The sequence below is a fragment of the Parasphingorhabdus pacifica genome, from assembly GCF_054779195.1.
On record NZ_BAAGYS010000010.1, the window covers coordinates 128,600 to 144,765 of the forward strand.

The window sequence follows — 16,166 nt, forward strand, 5'->3', positions numbered from 1 at the left end:
ATCCCAGGTTCGCCCAGCACCCCGGATGGAAGGTGCGGCGAACCTGCACGAGAAACAGCGATCATGCCGAGTGATCGCGTCGAGAGGTCGAAGTGGGCAAGCATTCACCGAACGAGTTGGACAACCTGCTCAGCGAGAGCAGGACCTTCCCTCCGCCAGCGGAATTCGCCGCCGCGGCCAATGCCACGTCGGACATGTACGACCGGGCCGCGACCGACCGGGAGGCGTTCTGGGGCGAGCAGGCCGAGCACCTGCACTGGGGCACGAAGTGGGACCAGGTCCTCGACTGGTCCGGCGCGCCGTTCGCGAAGTGGTTCGTGGGCGGCGAGCTGAACGTCGCGTACAACTGCGTGGACCGGCACGTCGAGGCGGGCAACGGTGACCGCGTCGCGATCTACTGGGAGGGCGAGCCGGGCGACAGCCGCCAGATCACCTACGCCGAGTTGCAGCGGGAGGTCTCCCGCACCGCCAACGCCCTGGCCTCGCTCGGCGTCGGCGTCGGTGACCGCGTCGTCATCTACCTGCCGATGCTGCCCGAAGCGGTGTTCTCGATGCTCGCCTGCGCGCGCCTGGGCGCGATGCACAGCGTCGTGTTCGGCGGGTTCTCCTCCGAGGCGCTGCGCGCCCGGATCAACGACGCCGCGGCCAAGGTCGTCATCACCTGCGACGGCCAGTACCGTCGGGGCAAGGCCTCCCCGCTCAAGGCCAACGTCGACGAGGCCGTGCAGGGCACGCCCAGCGTCGAGCACGTGCTCGTGGTCAAGCGCACCGCCACCGATGTCGAGTGGAACGAGCACGACAAGTGGTGGCACGACGTGGTCGAGCCGCAGCCCGACCAGCACACCCCGGAGGTGTTCGACTCCGAGCACCCGCTGTTCATCCTCTACACCTCCGGTACCACCGGGAAGCCGAAGGGCATCCTGCACACCTCCGGCGGCTACCTGACCCAAGCGTCCTGCACGCACCGCGATGTCTTCGACCTCAAGCCGGAGACCGACGTGTACTGGTGCACCGCCGACATCGGCTGGGTCACCGGCCACACCTACATCGTGTACGGGCCGCTGGCCAACGGCGCCACGCAGGTGATCTACGAGGGCACCCCGAACACGCCGCACGAGGGCCGGCACTGGGAGATCGTGCAGAAGTACGGCGTCACGCTGTACTACACCGCACCCACCACGATCCGCACGTTCATGAAGTGGGGCTCGGACATCCCGGCGTCCTACGACCTGTCGTCGCTGCGGGTGCTGGGTTCGGTCGGTGAGCCGATCAACCCCGAGGCGTGGATGTGGTATCGCGAGCACATCGGCGGCAACCGCACGCCGATCGTGGACACCTGGTGGCAGACCGAGACCGGCGCGATCATGATCTCGCCGCTGCCCGGCGTGACCGCCACCAAGCCCGGTTCGGCGCAGGTCCCGCTGCCCGGCATCTCGGCGAAAGTCGTCGACGAGCAGGGCAACGACGCCGGCCTCGGCGGCGGTGGGCTGCTGGTGCTGGACAAGCCGTGGCCGGCGATGCTGCGCGGCATCTGGGGCGACGACGAACGCTTCAAAGACACCTACTGGTCGAAGTTCGCCGAGCTGGGCTACTACTTCGCCGGTGACGGCGCGAAGTACGACGAGGACGGCGACCTGTGGCTGCTGGGCCGGGTTGACGACGTGATGAACGTGTCCGGTCACCGGATCTCCACCACCGAGGTCGAGTCCGCGCTGGTCTCGCACCCCACGGTCGCGGAGGCCGCGGTCGTCGGCGCCAGCGACCCCACGACCGGCCAGGGCATCGTCGCGTTCGTGATCCTGCGTGGCAGCGCCACCGACGAGGCCGGTGGGGAGGCCGCGCTCAAGGCGCTGCGGGACCACGTGGCGCACGAGATCGGGCCGATCGCCAAGCCACGGCAGATCATGGTGGTGCAGGAGCTGCCGAAAACGCGCTCCGGCAAGATCATGCGCCGGCTGCTGCGCAATGTCGCGGAGAACCGCGAGGTCGGTGACGTCTCCACGCTCGCCGACTCCTCCGTGATGGACTTCATCTCGAAGGGCATGCAGTCCTCCGCCGAAGACTGAACACCACCAGACCGCCGCCCGACAGGCTGACGCCCCTTTTTCTGACCCGGTCTGCCGGGCGGTACCCACGTGGCGCGCTGTGCACCGTTCTTGTTGGTACAACGGCAGATCTGCAACCGGCGTTTCTTTCAGCAACTCCGGTCACATTGCGAACCTGACCCGTTCCGAACGCACACCGCGGCCACAAAGGAGTCCCGGTTCCGCAGTAGCGAATCGGGTAACCGCAATAACGAGAACCGAAATTCAGAACGATTCCCTACAAGGATCAGCAACCGGCACACCCTAACTAGGAGTTGTCATGAAAGCCGCAGTCGTCCACGACTTCGCGAAAGAGCTGGCTATCGACGAGGTCGCCAAGCCGCAACCGGGCCCGGGCGAGGTCCTGGTGAAGATCGAAACCTCAGGCCTGTGCCACACCGACATCCACGCGGCGCACGGGGACTGGCCAATCAAACCCACACTCCCACTCATCCCAGGGCACGAGGGCGTCGGCATCGTCGAGAGCGTCGGGCCGGACGTCACCGAAGTAGCCGAAGGCGACCGCGTGGCGATCCCCTGGCTCGGAATCGCCTGCGGTGTCTGCGACCACTGCACCAGCGGCTGCGAGAACCTATGCGAGCAGCAGCTCAACACCGGCTACTTCATCAACGGCGCGTACGCCGAGTACGCCAAGGCATCGGCGAAGTACGTCGCCAAGGTCCCGGACGGAGTGGACCCGCTGGACGCGGCGCCGCTCACCTGCGCCGGAGTCACGACCTACAAGGCGGTGAAGCTCTCCGGGGCTCGTCCGGCGTCCACGGTCGCTGTGTTCGGCATCGGCGGGCTCGGGCACCTGGCAGTGCAATACGCCAAAATCTTCGGGGCTCGAGTGGTGGCGGTCGACGTGGTCGACGAGAAACTCCAACTCGCAAAGGAACTCGGCGCCGATCACACCGTCAACGCGCTTTCCGAGGACCCAGTGCAAGCGATCAAGGACCTCGGCGGCGCCGACGCCGCCATCTCGGTCGCGGTGGCCCCGAAGGCCTTCGAGCAGGCTTACGGCTCGCTGCGCCGAGGCGGCAGGCTGGTGTTCGTCGCGCTGCCGGCGGACAACTACGTGCAGCTGCCCATCTTCGAAACGGTGCTAAACGGCATCACCATCATCGGCTCGATCGTGGGCACCCGCGGTGACGTCGCCGACGTGTTCCAGCTGCACCAGCAAGGCCGCACCAAGGTCATCCGGGAAGCTCGCCAACTCGACGAAGTCAACACCTGCTTCGAGGAAGTGGAGACGGGCCGGGTCAAGGCCCGTCTCGTGTTCGACCTCCGCAGCTGAACCCACCGTGTCTATCAAGCTCGCGACAGCTGTCACCGCGGCCGCCGCGGTGACAGCGGCAACGGGGTGGGCTATCACGGCCTGCCAGCTGCGTTCCCGAACTCGGCAACTGCACCACGCCCGGTGCGATCCGGTCACCGGGCTGCTGTCCCGAGCAGGGTGGGAACCGGCCGCTGCGGAGGCGCTGAACAGCGCCTCCGCAGTCGGTCTGGTCGACCTGGACGGGTTCAAACCGATCAACGACACCTACGGCCACGAGTGTGGGGACCGGGTGCTGCGCGCTGTGGCTTCCCGCCTGGCCACCGGGCTCGACACCGAGGCGGTCGTCGGCAGGCTCGGCGGGGACGAACTCGCGTTCGTGGCTTCCTTGGAATCACCGGCCTGCCGGGGGCAGCTGGATGAGCTGGTGAAGGCGCTGACCGCCCCAATCCCGATCATCGGCGCCGACGAGGTGCGCGTCGGGGTGTCGCTGGGGGTGACGTTCCTGGAGTCGTTGCCCTCAGCGTCGCCGGTGCTGTCCGAAGCGCTCGCGGCAGCGGACGTGGCGATGTACGAGGCCAAGGCCATGCGGGACGGCTGGCGGCTGTACGGCCCCGAAGTGCGTACGGTGCGGCCGGCGGCCTCGATCTGCCCGGCACCGCGGTGGCGCGTGCACGAGCACGGCCCGGCAGCACTCGCCCATCAGGGGATGGACTGGCGTTAACCTCCTCAATACCGATCCCCGCCTGGTGCGGCGAGGTAGCTTCAGTACGACCACGGCGAGACCGCCGCCGCAGTGATTTCTGTTCAACTGCGGGTAGCGCAGGGGAATGCAGCACCTGCGACGGGCCTGCCACGAGTCGGTCTCGTTGACCGCTTCCGGATGGCTGCGCTCAGAGGGCATTTTGAAACTGGTTACCAGTCTCCGGTGCGGGGGAGGCCGCGGGACATGATCATGATCATGGCGATGGTGACCATGGCTTCGTGGTGTTCGGGGAGGGTCTCGTAGTCGCGGACGCAGCGACGGTGTTGGATGATCCATCCCAATGTCCCGCTCGACTACCCACCGTCGGGGCAGAACCAGGAATCTGCTGATCTTGTCGGTGCGTTTGACGACCTCGACGGTGCAGGACAGGACTTTCTTCGCCCGGGGCATCAGGCGTCCGGTATAGCCGCCGTCGGCCCAGATGTGGGTAAGGGTGGAGAAGCCGGCGCGCACCTGACCGGGGTGTCGGTAGCAACGGAACGGCGCGGAACGCTACAGCGTCCAGTTTGCTGAACAGTCAGCTCATCGCGCGAGCCCCACCACCCTGTCGCGGCAGGCCAAGCCCCGGACCCAGTCGCCCGGGTCCGGGCGCGGGCGACTGGGAGACGATCACGACCTCCGCCGCAAACGCTGGAACGGATGGGTTCTGGGGTGGGTGAGTCGCCGAGCTCGCTGCCGCACTCCGCACCATGCGACTTTGTGATTTGCCACACAGTGCTAAGGTGCGAGCCCTCGTGGGGCTCTTGCGCTACTCGCACCTTCACGGGGCAGTGCGCCGGTGGAAGACCGTTTTCAAGCCATCTAGCGTGCGAAGGCATGGTCAAACGTGTGATCGCCGCGACCGACGGAGCCGCCCAACCGCCCGACGGGGTTGGCCTGGGTGCTCGCCGACGCCGACGGGAGCTCCTGTCGGGGCGAGTCCGGGTTTCTGGGCGAGGCCACGAACAACGTCGGCGAGCTGACCGCCGTGGCCGAACTCCTCCACGCGACCGACCCGACGGTGCCGCTGGAGATCCGCATCGATTCCCAGTACGCCATGAACGCCGTAACCTCCTGGCTTCCCAAGCAACGCCGACGCGGATACACCACCGTCGAGGGCAAACCCATCAAGAACCGCGGCCTGATCGTGCGCATCGATGAGCTGCTGACCGACCGCGATGTGACCTTGCGATGTGATTTTCACGTGGGTCCGGGCGCACCAGACCGGCGGCGACGTCCTCAACGCCCATGCCGATCACGCCGCCCAGCAGGCGGTCCGGGACCGCCAGGGCCACCACTGGAGGGGCCAGTACGCGACGTGATCACCAGCAGCGACAGCCCGCGCGGCCGGAGCAGTCCGCACCCCTTCGGCCGGCAGGCCGCAACAACGAGCGCCGCTGTACGGCCACCACCAAGATCGGCAAACGGTGCACGATTGACCCGCGTCCCTCAGGGCTGTGCCACGTGCACGATCCTGCGGTGTAATGCCAAGCGATCACCAGCAAGGGACGACCATGTACCGTCGCCACCGGCGGCGGCCGGTGCGCCCGACACGATGCTTGCCTCGATTATCGTTGTCTGTCCTCTCCAACTCGGGCACCGAGCGGTGGCGACATTCGGAACTCGCGTCCTTCCGGTCCGGGTGTCACCCCGCATCGCGGCCGTTTCCCGTTTCGCAGAACTCACGATGCCCGACCGGAGCGGCGGCGACCAGATTGGACGAGGCCAGGGAACGCAAGAATTGCACCAACTTCGTTGATCCGAGATCGGCGGGTTCCCGCCGCGCGTTGCCCGAGGTTTTGGGATCATCGGGATCCGGGTCGGCTCGCTGGAAGCTCGTGCGCTAGCGGCAGGTCCGGAACGGCCCCGGCAGCGTCCGAAGTGAACCATCCGGTTCAGGTGATTTCGAGCGACAGTCCCAGGAACCTCGGCGATGCAGGCGCCGCCGGTTTCCGCGGCGAGCGCCGCGACGGCCGGGTTTTCGCCGTTGGCCGGGTGAATGGTCCGCGGGCGGCGGTCTCGCGGACGCGGCCGCCGCCGGGGCCGCGCGAGGGATGACGTCAGCCGGCGGCGCTGGAGTTCTTCCGCTTGTTGGCGAGGAAGCGCGCCTTCTTGTCCCGGTTCCCGCACGTGTTCATGTCGCACCACTTGCGCGTGCGGCTCCGACTGGTGTCGAAGAACGCGGCTCGGCACGTCGGCGATGCGCACAAGGCGATCTTTCCGTCCCGCTCGCCCGAGATGATGCCGATCGCATCGGCGGCGATCACGCTGAGCGCATCTTCCACGGAAGCGGAACTCAGCAGCCAGCTCCGGTCGCCTTCGGACGTCAAGATCGCCGACGCCAGGCCGTCCGTGCTGCACTCGTTGATGGCCTGGACGGCCGAGTCGGGCAGCGGGTCCTCGTTCGCGACGGCGGTGGCGGCTGCGTGAATCGATTCCCGCAGCTGCCGAGCGCGGTCGAGCTGGGACTCGGTGCAGGAGTCGACCGCGAGCCCGTTGATCGCCAACCAGTCCACGAGCCGGGGGGGCGCCGGGATGCGTTCCACCTCCGCGCCGCAGCGCTCCGTCAGGGTCGCCGTGAAGCTGGTCGCCAGGACGTCGCCGAGGCGGAACTCGGGGAAATGCTCGCCGGACATGGAACCAGCATAGCCGGTTGCCCCCTGCTGGGCAAACCGGTAGAACCACCATAGCTGGTTCTACATCCACTCGGAGATTCACATGCTTTCCACCCGCACCAGTGCTGGGCGCCCGGCCGCAGACCGCGGCCGTCCAGCGCGAATCGATCACCACGAACGCTGCGGAACCGCCGCGCACCACATCCGGACCGGAGGTGTCCGACGTTGGATCTGACGGTGCTGCCGGGCTTCATCGCGGTGATCCTGCTCTTCCTGATCCCGCCCGGGCCCGATATGGCCTACATGATCGCGGTGGGTCTCCAAGGCGGTCGCCGATCCGCGCTGAAAGCCATCCTCGGCATCGGAACCGGCATGAGCATCTACGCCGCGGCCGTCGTCGTCGGGCTGGGGAAGATCGCCGAATCGCACCCGCTGGTGCTCGATTCGGTGCGAATTCTCGGCGCGGCGTATCTGCTGTGGCTGACGTTCGTGACGTTGCGCAAGGCGCGGAGCACGATCAGCGGGGACAGCGAGATCACGACCGGCAGGTGGTACCTGCGCGGCATGCTGGTCAGCCTGACGAATCCGAAGATCATGCTCTTCTTCCTCGCGGTGCTCCCGCAGTTCATCGGTAACGCGGACAACCCCGCGCTGCAGATGGCGATGCTCGGCGCCGTCGACGTTCTGATGGAAGTGGTTCTCTACGGGGGAATCGGCGTGCTGGCCGGGGATTTCACGCTCGCCTCACCGGAAAAGGCGGCACGGCGGCCGTGCTGAACTACATCGCGTGCGCTTTACGTCGCGTTGGCGGGGACGGTCGTCGCGGATATCTCGACCGGTTGAACCGCTCCCAGCGGCACGGATCCACGGCTGCGCGGATACGTCCCCGCGCGCTGCGACCGCAGTCCACGACTTCTCCGATCACCGCAGAACACTCACTGAAACGAGGGCGACCATGTCCGAAGATGTCCTGCATTCCGCTAGAACGAGGCCCGCCATGCCCAAGGCGGTCCTGTTCCCCGTGCTCCTGATCCCGATGTTCCTCGGTGGTTTGGACACGACGCTGTTCAACTCCATCGCCTACGACCTGCCGGTGCTGACCGATTCCTGGCGGTTGTGGTTCATCGACGGGTACTCCGTCGCGCTCGCCTCGAGCGTCGTGCTCGGATCCCGGCTGGGCGCGCGGATCGGGCCCGGGTTGACGTTGGCGATCGGGCTAGTCGTGTTCGCGACCGCGGGTGCCAGTCCTGCACTGCTGGATTCGCCGGCGGCGTGGACGGTGGCCCGGTTCGTCCAGGGCTTCGGCTACGCGTTGATCGTGTCCAGCGTCGCTTCGGTCATCGGCGGCCTGCCGCGGACCTCGGAGCGCACGCTGGCCTTCTCGTTGTGGATCTTCGCGGGCAGTCTCGGGGCCGGGGCCGGACCGCTGCTCGGCCGGGCGATCGTGGATGTCGGCGCGTACACCCTGCTGTTCTGGTTGCCCGCCGCGGTCGCCATGTTGTGCGGATTGCTCGCCTGGGTGCTGCTGCGCGGTATCGATCTCGGGCAGGCCTCGTCGACCAGGCTCGACGTGGTTTCCGCGCTCCTGGCCTTCCTCGGATTCGGACTGCTGGTGGGGAGTCTGCAGAGCCAGGGCGCGCTGCCCGGGCGATTGCTGGCGGCGATCGTCGGAGCCGGCCTGCTGGTGGTGTTCTGCCGACGCCAGCTCCGCTCCGGTGACCCGCTCATCGACGTGCGGATGCTCAGCTACTCCCGGCTGGGGATCTGCTCGCTCGCGATCGTCTTCGGCTATGCCTGCTACATCGGATCAGTCTACCTCTTCAGCGCTCAAGCCGACTCGTTGTCGGCCATCCTGCCGGTTTCAGTTCTGGCGCTGTGGGTGTCGTTCGGCGGGCTGGTCTTCTCGAAGTTCCACTCCCGATTCCCCGCCGTGCAAATATTGCAGGTCAGCTTGGCCGCGTCCGCTCTCGGCCTGGTCGTGGCCGCGTTCGTCGGCTTGTGGCCAGCGAGCTTCTTGATCGGTCTGGGAGTGGGGGTCGCGAGCGCGGCCGGCGACTCGTACCTGCTCGGCAGCGTTTCCTCCAGAGATGTCGCCCGCGCTGCAGCTCTGCAGGAGACCAGCTTCGCGGTGGGCGCGGCGCTGGGCGTGGCTTCGTTCGGTGGCCTGTTCACCGGTACCGACTCGGTCGCGGCGACGGCCGTCATCGCGGCGATCGTCGTCGCCTTCGTCGGGGGGTCCTTCCGCTACAACCGCGGTGTGCTCACCGCGTAGTCGCCACCGGCACCGGCAGCCGCAACGCGCCATTGAACAAGCGTGCAGGGCACCGTTGACCGACCGGATCGGTCGCGGGGCCCTGCACGCTGTTCAGCGCTGGTTTCCGCAAGCGGCGAAGCCGCGTGCCTGCGACCGCCCGAGCAGCGAGGCAACGCCGCGCAAGACGAGTTCGAGGACAGCCGCAGCGATGCAGGCGGACGCACACCACCGGGGACGGGGTTGCGTGCTGGAGCCGCACCGGTGGATTCCTGCCGAGCGGACCGGAGAGCTGACTTGGCGGCGGTACGCGGCGACCGGACGCCAGCGCGCCGCCGTGTTCGGCGGCCAGTTCCTCCAGCACCTGGGGAACGTATTGGCTCAACCTCCGGGACAGTTTCAGCTATCACAACAGCGGCACCGGGAGCACGCGCAGAATCACCACCGACGAAACACCATTGACGATTCGCCACAAGAGCCTCATGGGAATCCCTTGGCGGGTGGCTCTTGCGTTGCAAAGTAACGGATGGATCATCCGCAACGCGATCGTCTGGCATAAGCCAAACGGCATACCGGACCCGGCCTCGGACCGGTTTTCCTCTCGCTACGAGATGGTTTTCCTCTTGACCAAGCAGCAGGATTACCACGTGGACACCAGCCGTGTGGCCGAGCCCCTTTCGCGAAATCGTCCCGACCATCGAAAAACCAACGACGGCGGTACCAAACCGCACACAGTCAAAACACCTTGGCGTCCCTGGAAAACCGGAAAGAATCCTGGCGATGTCTGGTCCATGCCCACCAGGCCTTTACCAGAGGCGCATTGCGCCCCCTTCCCCATCGACCTTCCATGGCGTTGCATCACCGCCGGATCTCCCGAGACCGGACGCATCCTCGACCCCTTCTCCGGCGCCGGCACGACCGGGCTCGCCGCGCGCAAACTCGGCCGCCTCTACCAAGGCATCGACCTGCGAAGCGACTACCACGACATCAGCCTGCGTCGACTGGCCGACAGCGCAGCACCAACGTAGACCTGCCCGACACCGCCTGACCCAGAGATGCCCGCAGGACAGACGTGGGCCCCGACTCAGGCGTGTCCAGCTACGGCGCCAGGACCGGGCCGAACACTGCCCGGCAGCGGTCCCGCTCAAGCAACGAGTTCACGTGCTTGAAAGGTGCGCTCATGTGCCCTCATTCCCAGCACGAGCACGAATCCAGCAGCAACGACAACGACGAGCCCGACATCGTCACCGCATTGCCCCACTTCGCCGACAGCGCCGGCGTTACGGTTCCGACCGGGCCAGTCCCGCAGCAGAGCTCAGGAACACTCCGCGACCACGCCACGTCCGAGATCACTGTCGAAGTGCCCGCCAGGCCACCTGAGCTCCCGCCAGCTGCGGCGCGAGCGCTCCGACTGCTGCTGCACGCGACAAACAACCACTCCGACAACACGAACACCGACGAGGAAGGAGCACCATGACCCGGTTTGCCTTCTACTGGCGCGTGTCCACCGAAGACCAGCAGGACCCCGAAACCTCCCGTGGCTGGCAACGCACCCGTGCCGAAGCACTCACCGAAAGCCACGGCCCCATCGTCGCCGAATACTCCGACATCGGCCATTCCCGCTCGCTCCCCTGGAAGCGCCGCCCCGGAACATCGCAACTTCTCGAGGCGCTCAAAGACCCCGACCGCGGGTTCGACGCGGCCGTCATCGGCGAACCTCAGCGCGCCTTCTACGGCAACCAGTACAGCCTGGTGTTTCCCCTCTTCGAGCACTACTCACCCAGTACCGCCACGCCCTCGACAACGGCGCCGGCCCCGACACCATCGGCCCCTGGATCGCCGAGATCGAAGCAGAAAAAGCCAAGGCCCAAGCGACCCTGCGCGAACACCACCAGCCACCCCAGCCCGAACCCGACCTGATCGACACACTGTTCCGAGCCTGCCGCAGCGCGATCCACACCCTCCACCGGGCAGACCCCAAGAACAAAGCGTCCGTCTACCACGCCCTCGGACTCACGATCACCTATCAACAATAAACCCACACCGCGAAAGTCCAGGTCAACCCGAACCCTCACAGTGTGGGGATTTCATCGTGTCGGAGGGGCGAGTTGCGCACTAACCACACGGCTGCAGTTGCTGGAGCCAAACTGACCTCGTCACCCACGCCAGGATGAAAATCCCTCCTGGAAGGACAACTCGTCGTTCTCTCCTGTTCATCCCTCGCTGGCTACGGCTCGGACCTCCTCCAGTACACCGTCGAGCAGGCCGGGTACATCACTGCCACCGAGGACGAGTTGGCGGTCAAGCAGACGGTTGGCGGCCTCGCACGAGGTCTCGCTGACGAGGGCACAGCCATGGCACGCGGAAAGATTGAGCTGCGAAGCACCTTGGCTGTCGCTTTCAATGCAGACCGGGTCGTTCGAGCAGAAGTCGGCATCCTCAAGGGCCGAAATGAGCAACGGGATCAGATTGGTGGGCTCGCCGAGTCGAACGAGGCCACCCAATGTTCCTTGCGCGTCGCCGTCAACAGTGTAGATTAGAATACCCGCGGTCCTGTCCGTCCGGTCTGGGTTTGCATAGACACGTTCTTGAAGGGCGGCCGATGCGTACCCGCTCTCGAAGGCGAGCCGCCGAATCAGCAGATGCGACAATGTGTGCAACGCGACGTAGCGCGGCCAAGGGACCGCCAGCCGCTCGGCCCAGGCAAGATTCGTACGCCGCCGAAGGAGAACGTCCGCTCGTGCCTGCACCTCGGGCAGCTCCTCCCACGCCGTCACCTTCCTCTCATCGAAACGGAGGAAAATGCCTTCGCCGAACATCTCGACCGCCGGGTAGGTCGGGTTCCGATACCGGTCGGGACCGAGGTCGGCATCGATTCTCGCCGCGTCCGGGGCATACCTGCGGAAGCCGCGCAGGGTCCGCACCTCGCGGACCCTGCGAACCTGCCCCACTCCGGTGATCACACCCAACAAGCTCCCGGGACCGCGTGCTTCCTCGAGCGCTCTGCCGTCGACGACAAAGTCGCTTCCTTCGCCATCGCGTTCGGTCCGCAACTTCTTGATGAGGGCGGCCCATTCCCCATCCTTGAGGTCGAGCAGCATCTCATCCGTCGATTGCTCTTCGGTTGTTTCCTTGTTCCCGACCGCTGCCGTGGTGAGAACGGCCTCTGTGGTGGCTCCCACGTCTTCACCGATCAATTCGGCGATCGTTGTGGCCTGCGGACCACCGGCGTCTTCGATCACCTTGTCGAAGTACCGATGTCCCCGGATTTTTTCCTCTAGTTCCAGCCAATGCGGCCGCTCTTCAGGAATGTCGATAGCGGAAACGTGATCAGCGATGTAGTTGCCCGTTGCACCGCGTTGGACGGCCATCAACGGGTGCGGGCAGGGCTGTTGGTCCGGATCGAGAGCCTTCGGCTCCCAAGGCTGTCGCCCCATGCAACGGATTCCGTCGCGCTGCAAGGATCCCTTACCGACCAGTTCCACAAGAGAGCGCTCGTTTTTGCAGCCGTGGCACTTCACGACAAGAGAGCCGAGTCCCTCCCCGCGGGGTGCGAGCTTCCAGAATCGGAGTTCCTTATAGGCCTGGCAGACACGGACCGCTTCGGACTCTCGGGCCCCGTTCCCCCGGTGCACCCACTGGAACCATGGGATGTCCTGGATGTGACTCCCCTTCTCGCAGACGGCCACGAACCTCATCGGAACGAGCCAGCCACCGCACTCGCAGTGGTTGTCCCACTTGCCGTTCTTGCGGCCGGTCGTCTTCGACAGCTTTTCGCAGCGTTCGCAGAAGCGCCATGCCGGAAATCGCCAATAACGGAGCGCAGGGGTGTCCTTGGCGGCCCAACTCGAGTGAGTGGGCGGCTTTCGTAGTGCTCCCGCCTTCACCCTCGTCCGGAGCCGTTCGCAACGGACCTCTGGCGCGAACTTGGCGTCCCACCACGACGTATCGGGAGCGATGAGGGACTCAGCCTGTACGTCGGCGACGGCACCTACGCCAAAGGGCGTGAGCGTCTCCGAAAGCCGGAGATCATGCTTGATCTTGTCCACGGGGCGCCTCCTCCTGCGGTTCCTGGATTTCGACGGCGACGTTCGGCTCGACAGACCTCATCGAATCTCCGACCAGCCAACCCACGCCGGACTGGCCGAAACGCTTGAGCAGAGCGCCAGCGTCGGATCTTGGTCGACGCTCGTAATAAAACCCTGCGCCATCCTCCCTCGCATGGGCGGCCCGTGTATCCCATTCCCGGAGCAGGGCCCAGAGCTTTTCTTCCGTCTCGTGCAGCTCGAAGTGTTCGGAGCGCGAGACGTGGTCGAGGAACCTCTTGACCGGACCTTCCACTGCATCGTGGATCCGCGGGTCGTCGAGGTCGAGGTTCACGGCGTCGCCGTTGCTGGCGAGAGGGACGAAAGAATTCCGCAGCAGCGCGACAAGCGCCCCCGCAAGGGACCTGTCCCGTGATGCCATTGACCACGGGGTGACGCTAGTCGGCTCGACACTCCGGTAAAGCGCCTCGTGGTAGCCGCGGAACGTCTCGAAGTGGGAACGGTCGCGAGCCCTGCTCGACCGGAACAACGTGACCACGACGCCACTCGTGTCGCCGCGACCAACGCGGCTGGTGGACTGGATGTACTCGGAGGTCGTCTTCGGCTGCCCCACCATCAGCATCAAAGCGAGGCGGGGGACGTCGATCCCGACCGACAACATGTTCGACGACAGCACGACGTCGACAACCTCGTCGGAATCGTCGACCGTCGCACTTAGTGCACGAAGGTCGTTGGGCAGCTCTTGGGCGCTTCGGCGGCTGGTGAGTTCGAGAACCTCCTTGACCCGGCGGAACGGGATGCCCAGACGTTCCGATCGAGGTTCCAGCCGGCCATTGACGTCGTCGACCACCAGTGCGCTCGAACGCCCCAGCTCGCGCAGGCTGTTGTGATACATGACGAGCGTCCAGTACGCATCTCGCGAGGCGAAATCCCTGGCCGGGACCTCGGGAATCTCCAGCATCGGAGTGACAGCTGAAATCATCGCCGACGGCTGGGACACCGACTGAGGCATGAGACCGACGTAGAGTCGCCCTCCGCCGTTCTGCACCGGCCTCGAGAAGAAGGTCCGGTCGTCGTCGAGTCCGGACGGTGGGTACAGCGCCACCTGCCGCCCGTATAAACCGCGAACCTGCTCGTCCGAGGCACGGATAGTCGCGGTAGAGGCTACGATTTTCGGCGTTGTACCCGAGCGGCCGAGCAACACCTGGATCACCGCGTCGAACACCGCGACGGTGGTGCCGAGCGGTCCCGACAAAAGGTGCAGCTCGTCCTGGACGATCATCGACGGCTGCTTGAAGTTCGTGCCGATTCCCAACAACCGTCCGGCCTCGGGCTTGAACTGCAGTCTGGCGAACTTGTCCACCGTCGCCAGGAGGATCGTCGGCGGCTGTTCGTACAAGACTTCGTCGACTACCGAGAGCGGAAGCCGATCATGAAAGGCGCAATCGGGGTCGACACAATGCAGGATCACGTCGGAACCTTCGACCCGCGCCCCGTAGTCGGAGGACCTGCCGCTCCTCTTCTTAGGGACCAGTTCGGTTCGACACCACGGGCAACTCTCCACCTGGAACTCGTTGGCCTCCTCCGGACGAGTCGCTCTCAAGAGCCGCTTGTGAGCGTGGATGGCTTCCTTTCGCGTTCCAGGGGCGATCTCGTTGCCTACCCACAGGCCAATGGAGAAAGGTCCTATCCCCTTGACTTTCGGGTGGTTCGCCCTCATCAGCTCCATGGCGCAGACCAGGGCCGCAGCGCGCTGGAACTGTTGTGAGGTCAACAGGCGCAACGTGTATCGTGTGAGCACCGCGGTGCCGCCACCAGACCTCCCGTAAGCCAGCTGGCGACGGAAAATCTCCACGGCCGCCAGGCCGAGGTATGCCTCCGTCTTCCCACCACCGGTGGGGAACCAGATCAGGTCGACCAAGTCCCGATCGTCGTGCTCAGGATCAACGGTCGAGGCCAAGGCGATGAGCAGGAATCCGAGCTGGAACGGCCGCCAACGCGGCTCGTTGATCGCGTGCTCCGGCTTTCCCCGGGAACGATCGGCCTGTCGCATTTGGCGGCGCATGGCCTCCATGCCGAGCGCGAACGCTGTCTGCACTTGCTGTTGATCGGCACTATCCAGGAGGTCAACGCCTTCCCGCATCCTCGTCACCGCGACCGCGGACCTATTGGCTATCCTGATCGCGACATCGGCGTCGCTCCCGAACCTTTCGGCTCGGGCCATCTGCTCATCCGCCCATTCGGCGAACGCGTTGACGAACGCGCGGAGCGCGGGCACGACGTCAGCTCGCTTCGTGTCGATCTCGGCAAGTTGTTTCAGCTCGAGCGCACGCGCCGCGGGGCTGTCGTCGGTAAAGCCGGTCGTCTCGACCGCGGGGACGATGAACGCGGGTACGGGGTCCAGGAATGCGCGAGCGGATCCGTCGTCGTTCACCTGCCAGTCCGCGGCCATGCCGTGGCCGACGGCGTATATTTTCCTGTTTCGGTAGCGGAGACGCAGTTCCGCAGCCTCCGGGTCCGAATCGAACGACCGAGCGGTGTCGTACTCGAGAATTCGAGCACCGGGATCGGCCTCGACGGCCAACCGGACTTGGAAGAGCATCAGCGGGATGTCCAGCCGCTCGTCGCTCATAGACTCGGTCAGCACACGCACGTGCACCGTCACCAGCCGGGATCCCTTGAAATCGCGCCAACGTGCACCGATCTCGATCGGAATCTCACCGGCCGTGAGCCGCTTGGGGTTGTGGCCCCGCTCCAGCACCAAGTCATCGAAAGTGTGCGGGGTGCGTCTCCAACGCCTCGGCCCCTCTCCCTTCACCTCGGCGTACGTACCGCAGGAGAACTCGACCCCGACTCTCTCGCCGTCCGTGACGAAAGAGATCGCGACCGAAGACGGGCGCCAATCCTCGGCCAACGGCACGCCCGTGCCGCCCTCTTCGACATCGCCATCGACCACATCGGACTGAACGCTGTCGCTCAGCCGCCCCTGGGCGTCACCAGGGCCTGCGTTCCCGTCATCGCGTGGAAAGAGCATGCCCACCGCGTACTGCCGGTTCGGCGGATTCTGCGTGGTCTCGCGCTCTCCGCCTTCCGGCCCGACGTAAGCCTCGCGCAGGTGTTTCAAAGCAAGCTGTTGCGGCGTTGTCATT

The 16,166-nt window shown here is 65.7% G+C and carries 13 protein-coding genes and 1 pseudogene; 10 read left to right on the forward strand and 4 right to left on the reverse strand.

Translation table 11 applies throughout. The features are described from left to right. The first annotated feature begins 92 nt into the window (after window positions 1-92). The 3 genes from acs (at window position 93) to ACYVAN_RS15925 (ending at window position 4,084) form a co-directional block, all read left to right on the forward strand. Entirely contained in the window at window positions 93-2,066 is a 1,974-nt protein-coding gene (acs, locus tag ACYVAN_RS15915) for an acetate--CoA ligase (protein ID WP_460960317.1), read from the forward strand. 298 nt (window positions 2,067-2,364) lie between these two features. Beyond that, complete coding sequence (gene adhP, locus ACYVAN_RS15920) at window positions 2,365-3,381, forward strand: alcohol dehydrogenase AdhP (protein ID WP_460960319.1); 1,017 nt, start codon at window positions 2,365-2,367, stop codon at window positions 3,379-3,381. Window positions 3,382-3,388: 7 nt separating this feature from the next. Next, on the forward strand, window positions 3,389-4,084 hold the full coding sequence (locus ACYVAN_RS15925) for a GGDEF domain-containing protein (protein ID WP_460960321.1): 696 nt from the start codon (window positions 3,389-3,391) through the stop codon (window positions 4,082-4,084). Between the two features lie 191 nt (window positions 4,085-4,275). Here ACYVAN_RS15925 and ACYVAN_RS15930 read toward each other — a convergent pair whose 3' ends face one another. After that, window positions 4,276-4,407, reverse strand: coding sequence for a hypothetical protein (locus ACYVAN_RS15930; RefSeq protein ID WP_460960323.1), 132 nt, complete (start codon window positions 4,405-4,407; stop codon window positions 4,276-4,278). A gap of 599 nt (window positions 4,408-5,006) precedes the next feature. Between ACYVAN_RS15930 and ACYVAN_RS15935 the strand changes: the two are divergent. Together ACYVAN_RS15935 and ACYVAN_RS15940 are read left to right on the forward strand one after the other, a co-directional pair. Continuing rightward, window positions 5,007-5,282, forward strand: a pseudogene (locus ACYVAN_RS15935) (RNase H family protein); the annotation flags it as partial. A 16-nt stretch (window positions 5,283-5,298) separates the two neighbouring features. Further along, the gene (locus ACYVAN_RS15940; protein WP_460960693.1) at window positions 5,299-5,427 is read left to right on the forward strand and encodes a hypothetical protein; all 129 of its coding nucleotides are present in this window, start codon (window positions 5,299-5,301) and stop codon (window positions 5,425-5,427) included. A 738-nt stretch (window positions 5,428-6,165) separates the two neighbouring features. On the opposite strand, the gene ACYVAN_RS15945 is transcribed toward ACYVAN_RS15940, so the two are convergent. Continuing rightward, window positions 6,166-6,741 (reverse strand): CGNR zinc finger domain-containing protein, encoded by a 576-nt coding sequence (locus tag ACYVAN_RS15945; protein WP_460960325.1) that lies wholly within the window; start codon window positions 6,739-6,741, stop codon window positions 6,166-6,168. 204 nt (window positions 6,742-6,945) lie between these two features. Here ACYVAN_RS15945 and ACYVAN_RS15950 point away from each other — a divergent pair, with 204 nt between their 5' ends. The 5 genes from ACYVAN_RS15950 (at window position 6,946) to ACYVAN_RS15970 (ending at window position 10,891) form a co-directional block, all read left to right on the forward strand. After that, window positions 6,946-7,497 carry a LysE family translocator gene (locus tag ACYVAN_RS15950; RefSeq protein WP_460960327.1) on the forward strand — a complete coding sequence of 184 codons (552 nt, stop codon included), beginning with the start codon at window positions 6,946-6,948 and terminating at the stop codon, window positions 7,495-7,497. Window positions 7,498-7,717: 220 nt separating this feature from the next. Continuing rightward, window positions 7,718-8,992, forward strand: a complete 1,275-nt coding sequence (locus ACYVAN_RS15955; protein WP_460960329.1) for an MFS transporter — start codon at window positions 7,718-7,720, stop codon at window positions 8,990-8,992. A 416-nt stretch (window positions 8,993-9,408) separates the two neighbouring features. After that, window positions 9,409-9,999, forward strand: coding sequence for a DNA-methyltransferase (locus ACYVAN_RS15960; RefSeq protein ID WP_460960686.1), 591 nt, complete (start codon window positions 9,409-9,411; stop codon window positions 9,997-9,999). Between the two features lie 152 nt (window positions 10,000-10,151). After that, complete coding sequence (locus ACYVAN_RS15965) at window positions 10,152-10,448, forward strand: hypothetical protein (protein ID WP_460960331.1); 297 nt, start codon at window positions 10,152-10,154, stop codon at window positions 10,446-10,448. Continuing rightward, on the forward strand, window positions 10,445-10,891 hold the full coding sequence (locus ACYVAN_RS15970; RefSeq protein ID WP_460960333.1) for a recombinase family protein: 447 nt from the start codon (window positions 10,445-10,447) through the stop codon (window positions 10,889-10,891). The genes ACYVAN_RS15965 and ACYVAN_RS15970 overlap by 4 nt, the downstream gene beginning before the upstream one ends. A gap of 293 nt (window positions 10,892-11,184) precedes the next feature. On the opposite strand, the gene drmB is transcribed toward ACYVAN_RS15970, so the two are convergent. Continuing rightward, window positions 11,185-13,020 carry a DrmB family protein gene (drmB, locus tag ACYVAN_RS15975; RefSeq protein ID WP_460960335.1) on the reverse strand — a complete coding sequence of 612 codons (1,836 nt, stop codon included), beginning with the start codon at window positions 13,018-13,020 and terminating at the stop codon, window positions 11,185-11,187. Next, window positions 13,001-16,165 (reverse strand): helicase-related protein, encoded by a 3,165-nt coding sequence (locus ACYVAN_RS15980; protein ID WP_460960337.1) that lies wholly within the window; start codon window positions 16,163-16,165, stop codon window positions 13,001-13,003. Before ACYVAN_RS15980 ends, drmB begins: the two co-directional genes overlap by 20 nt. Between the last annotated feature and the right edge of the window lies 1 nt (window position 16,166).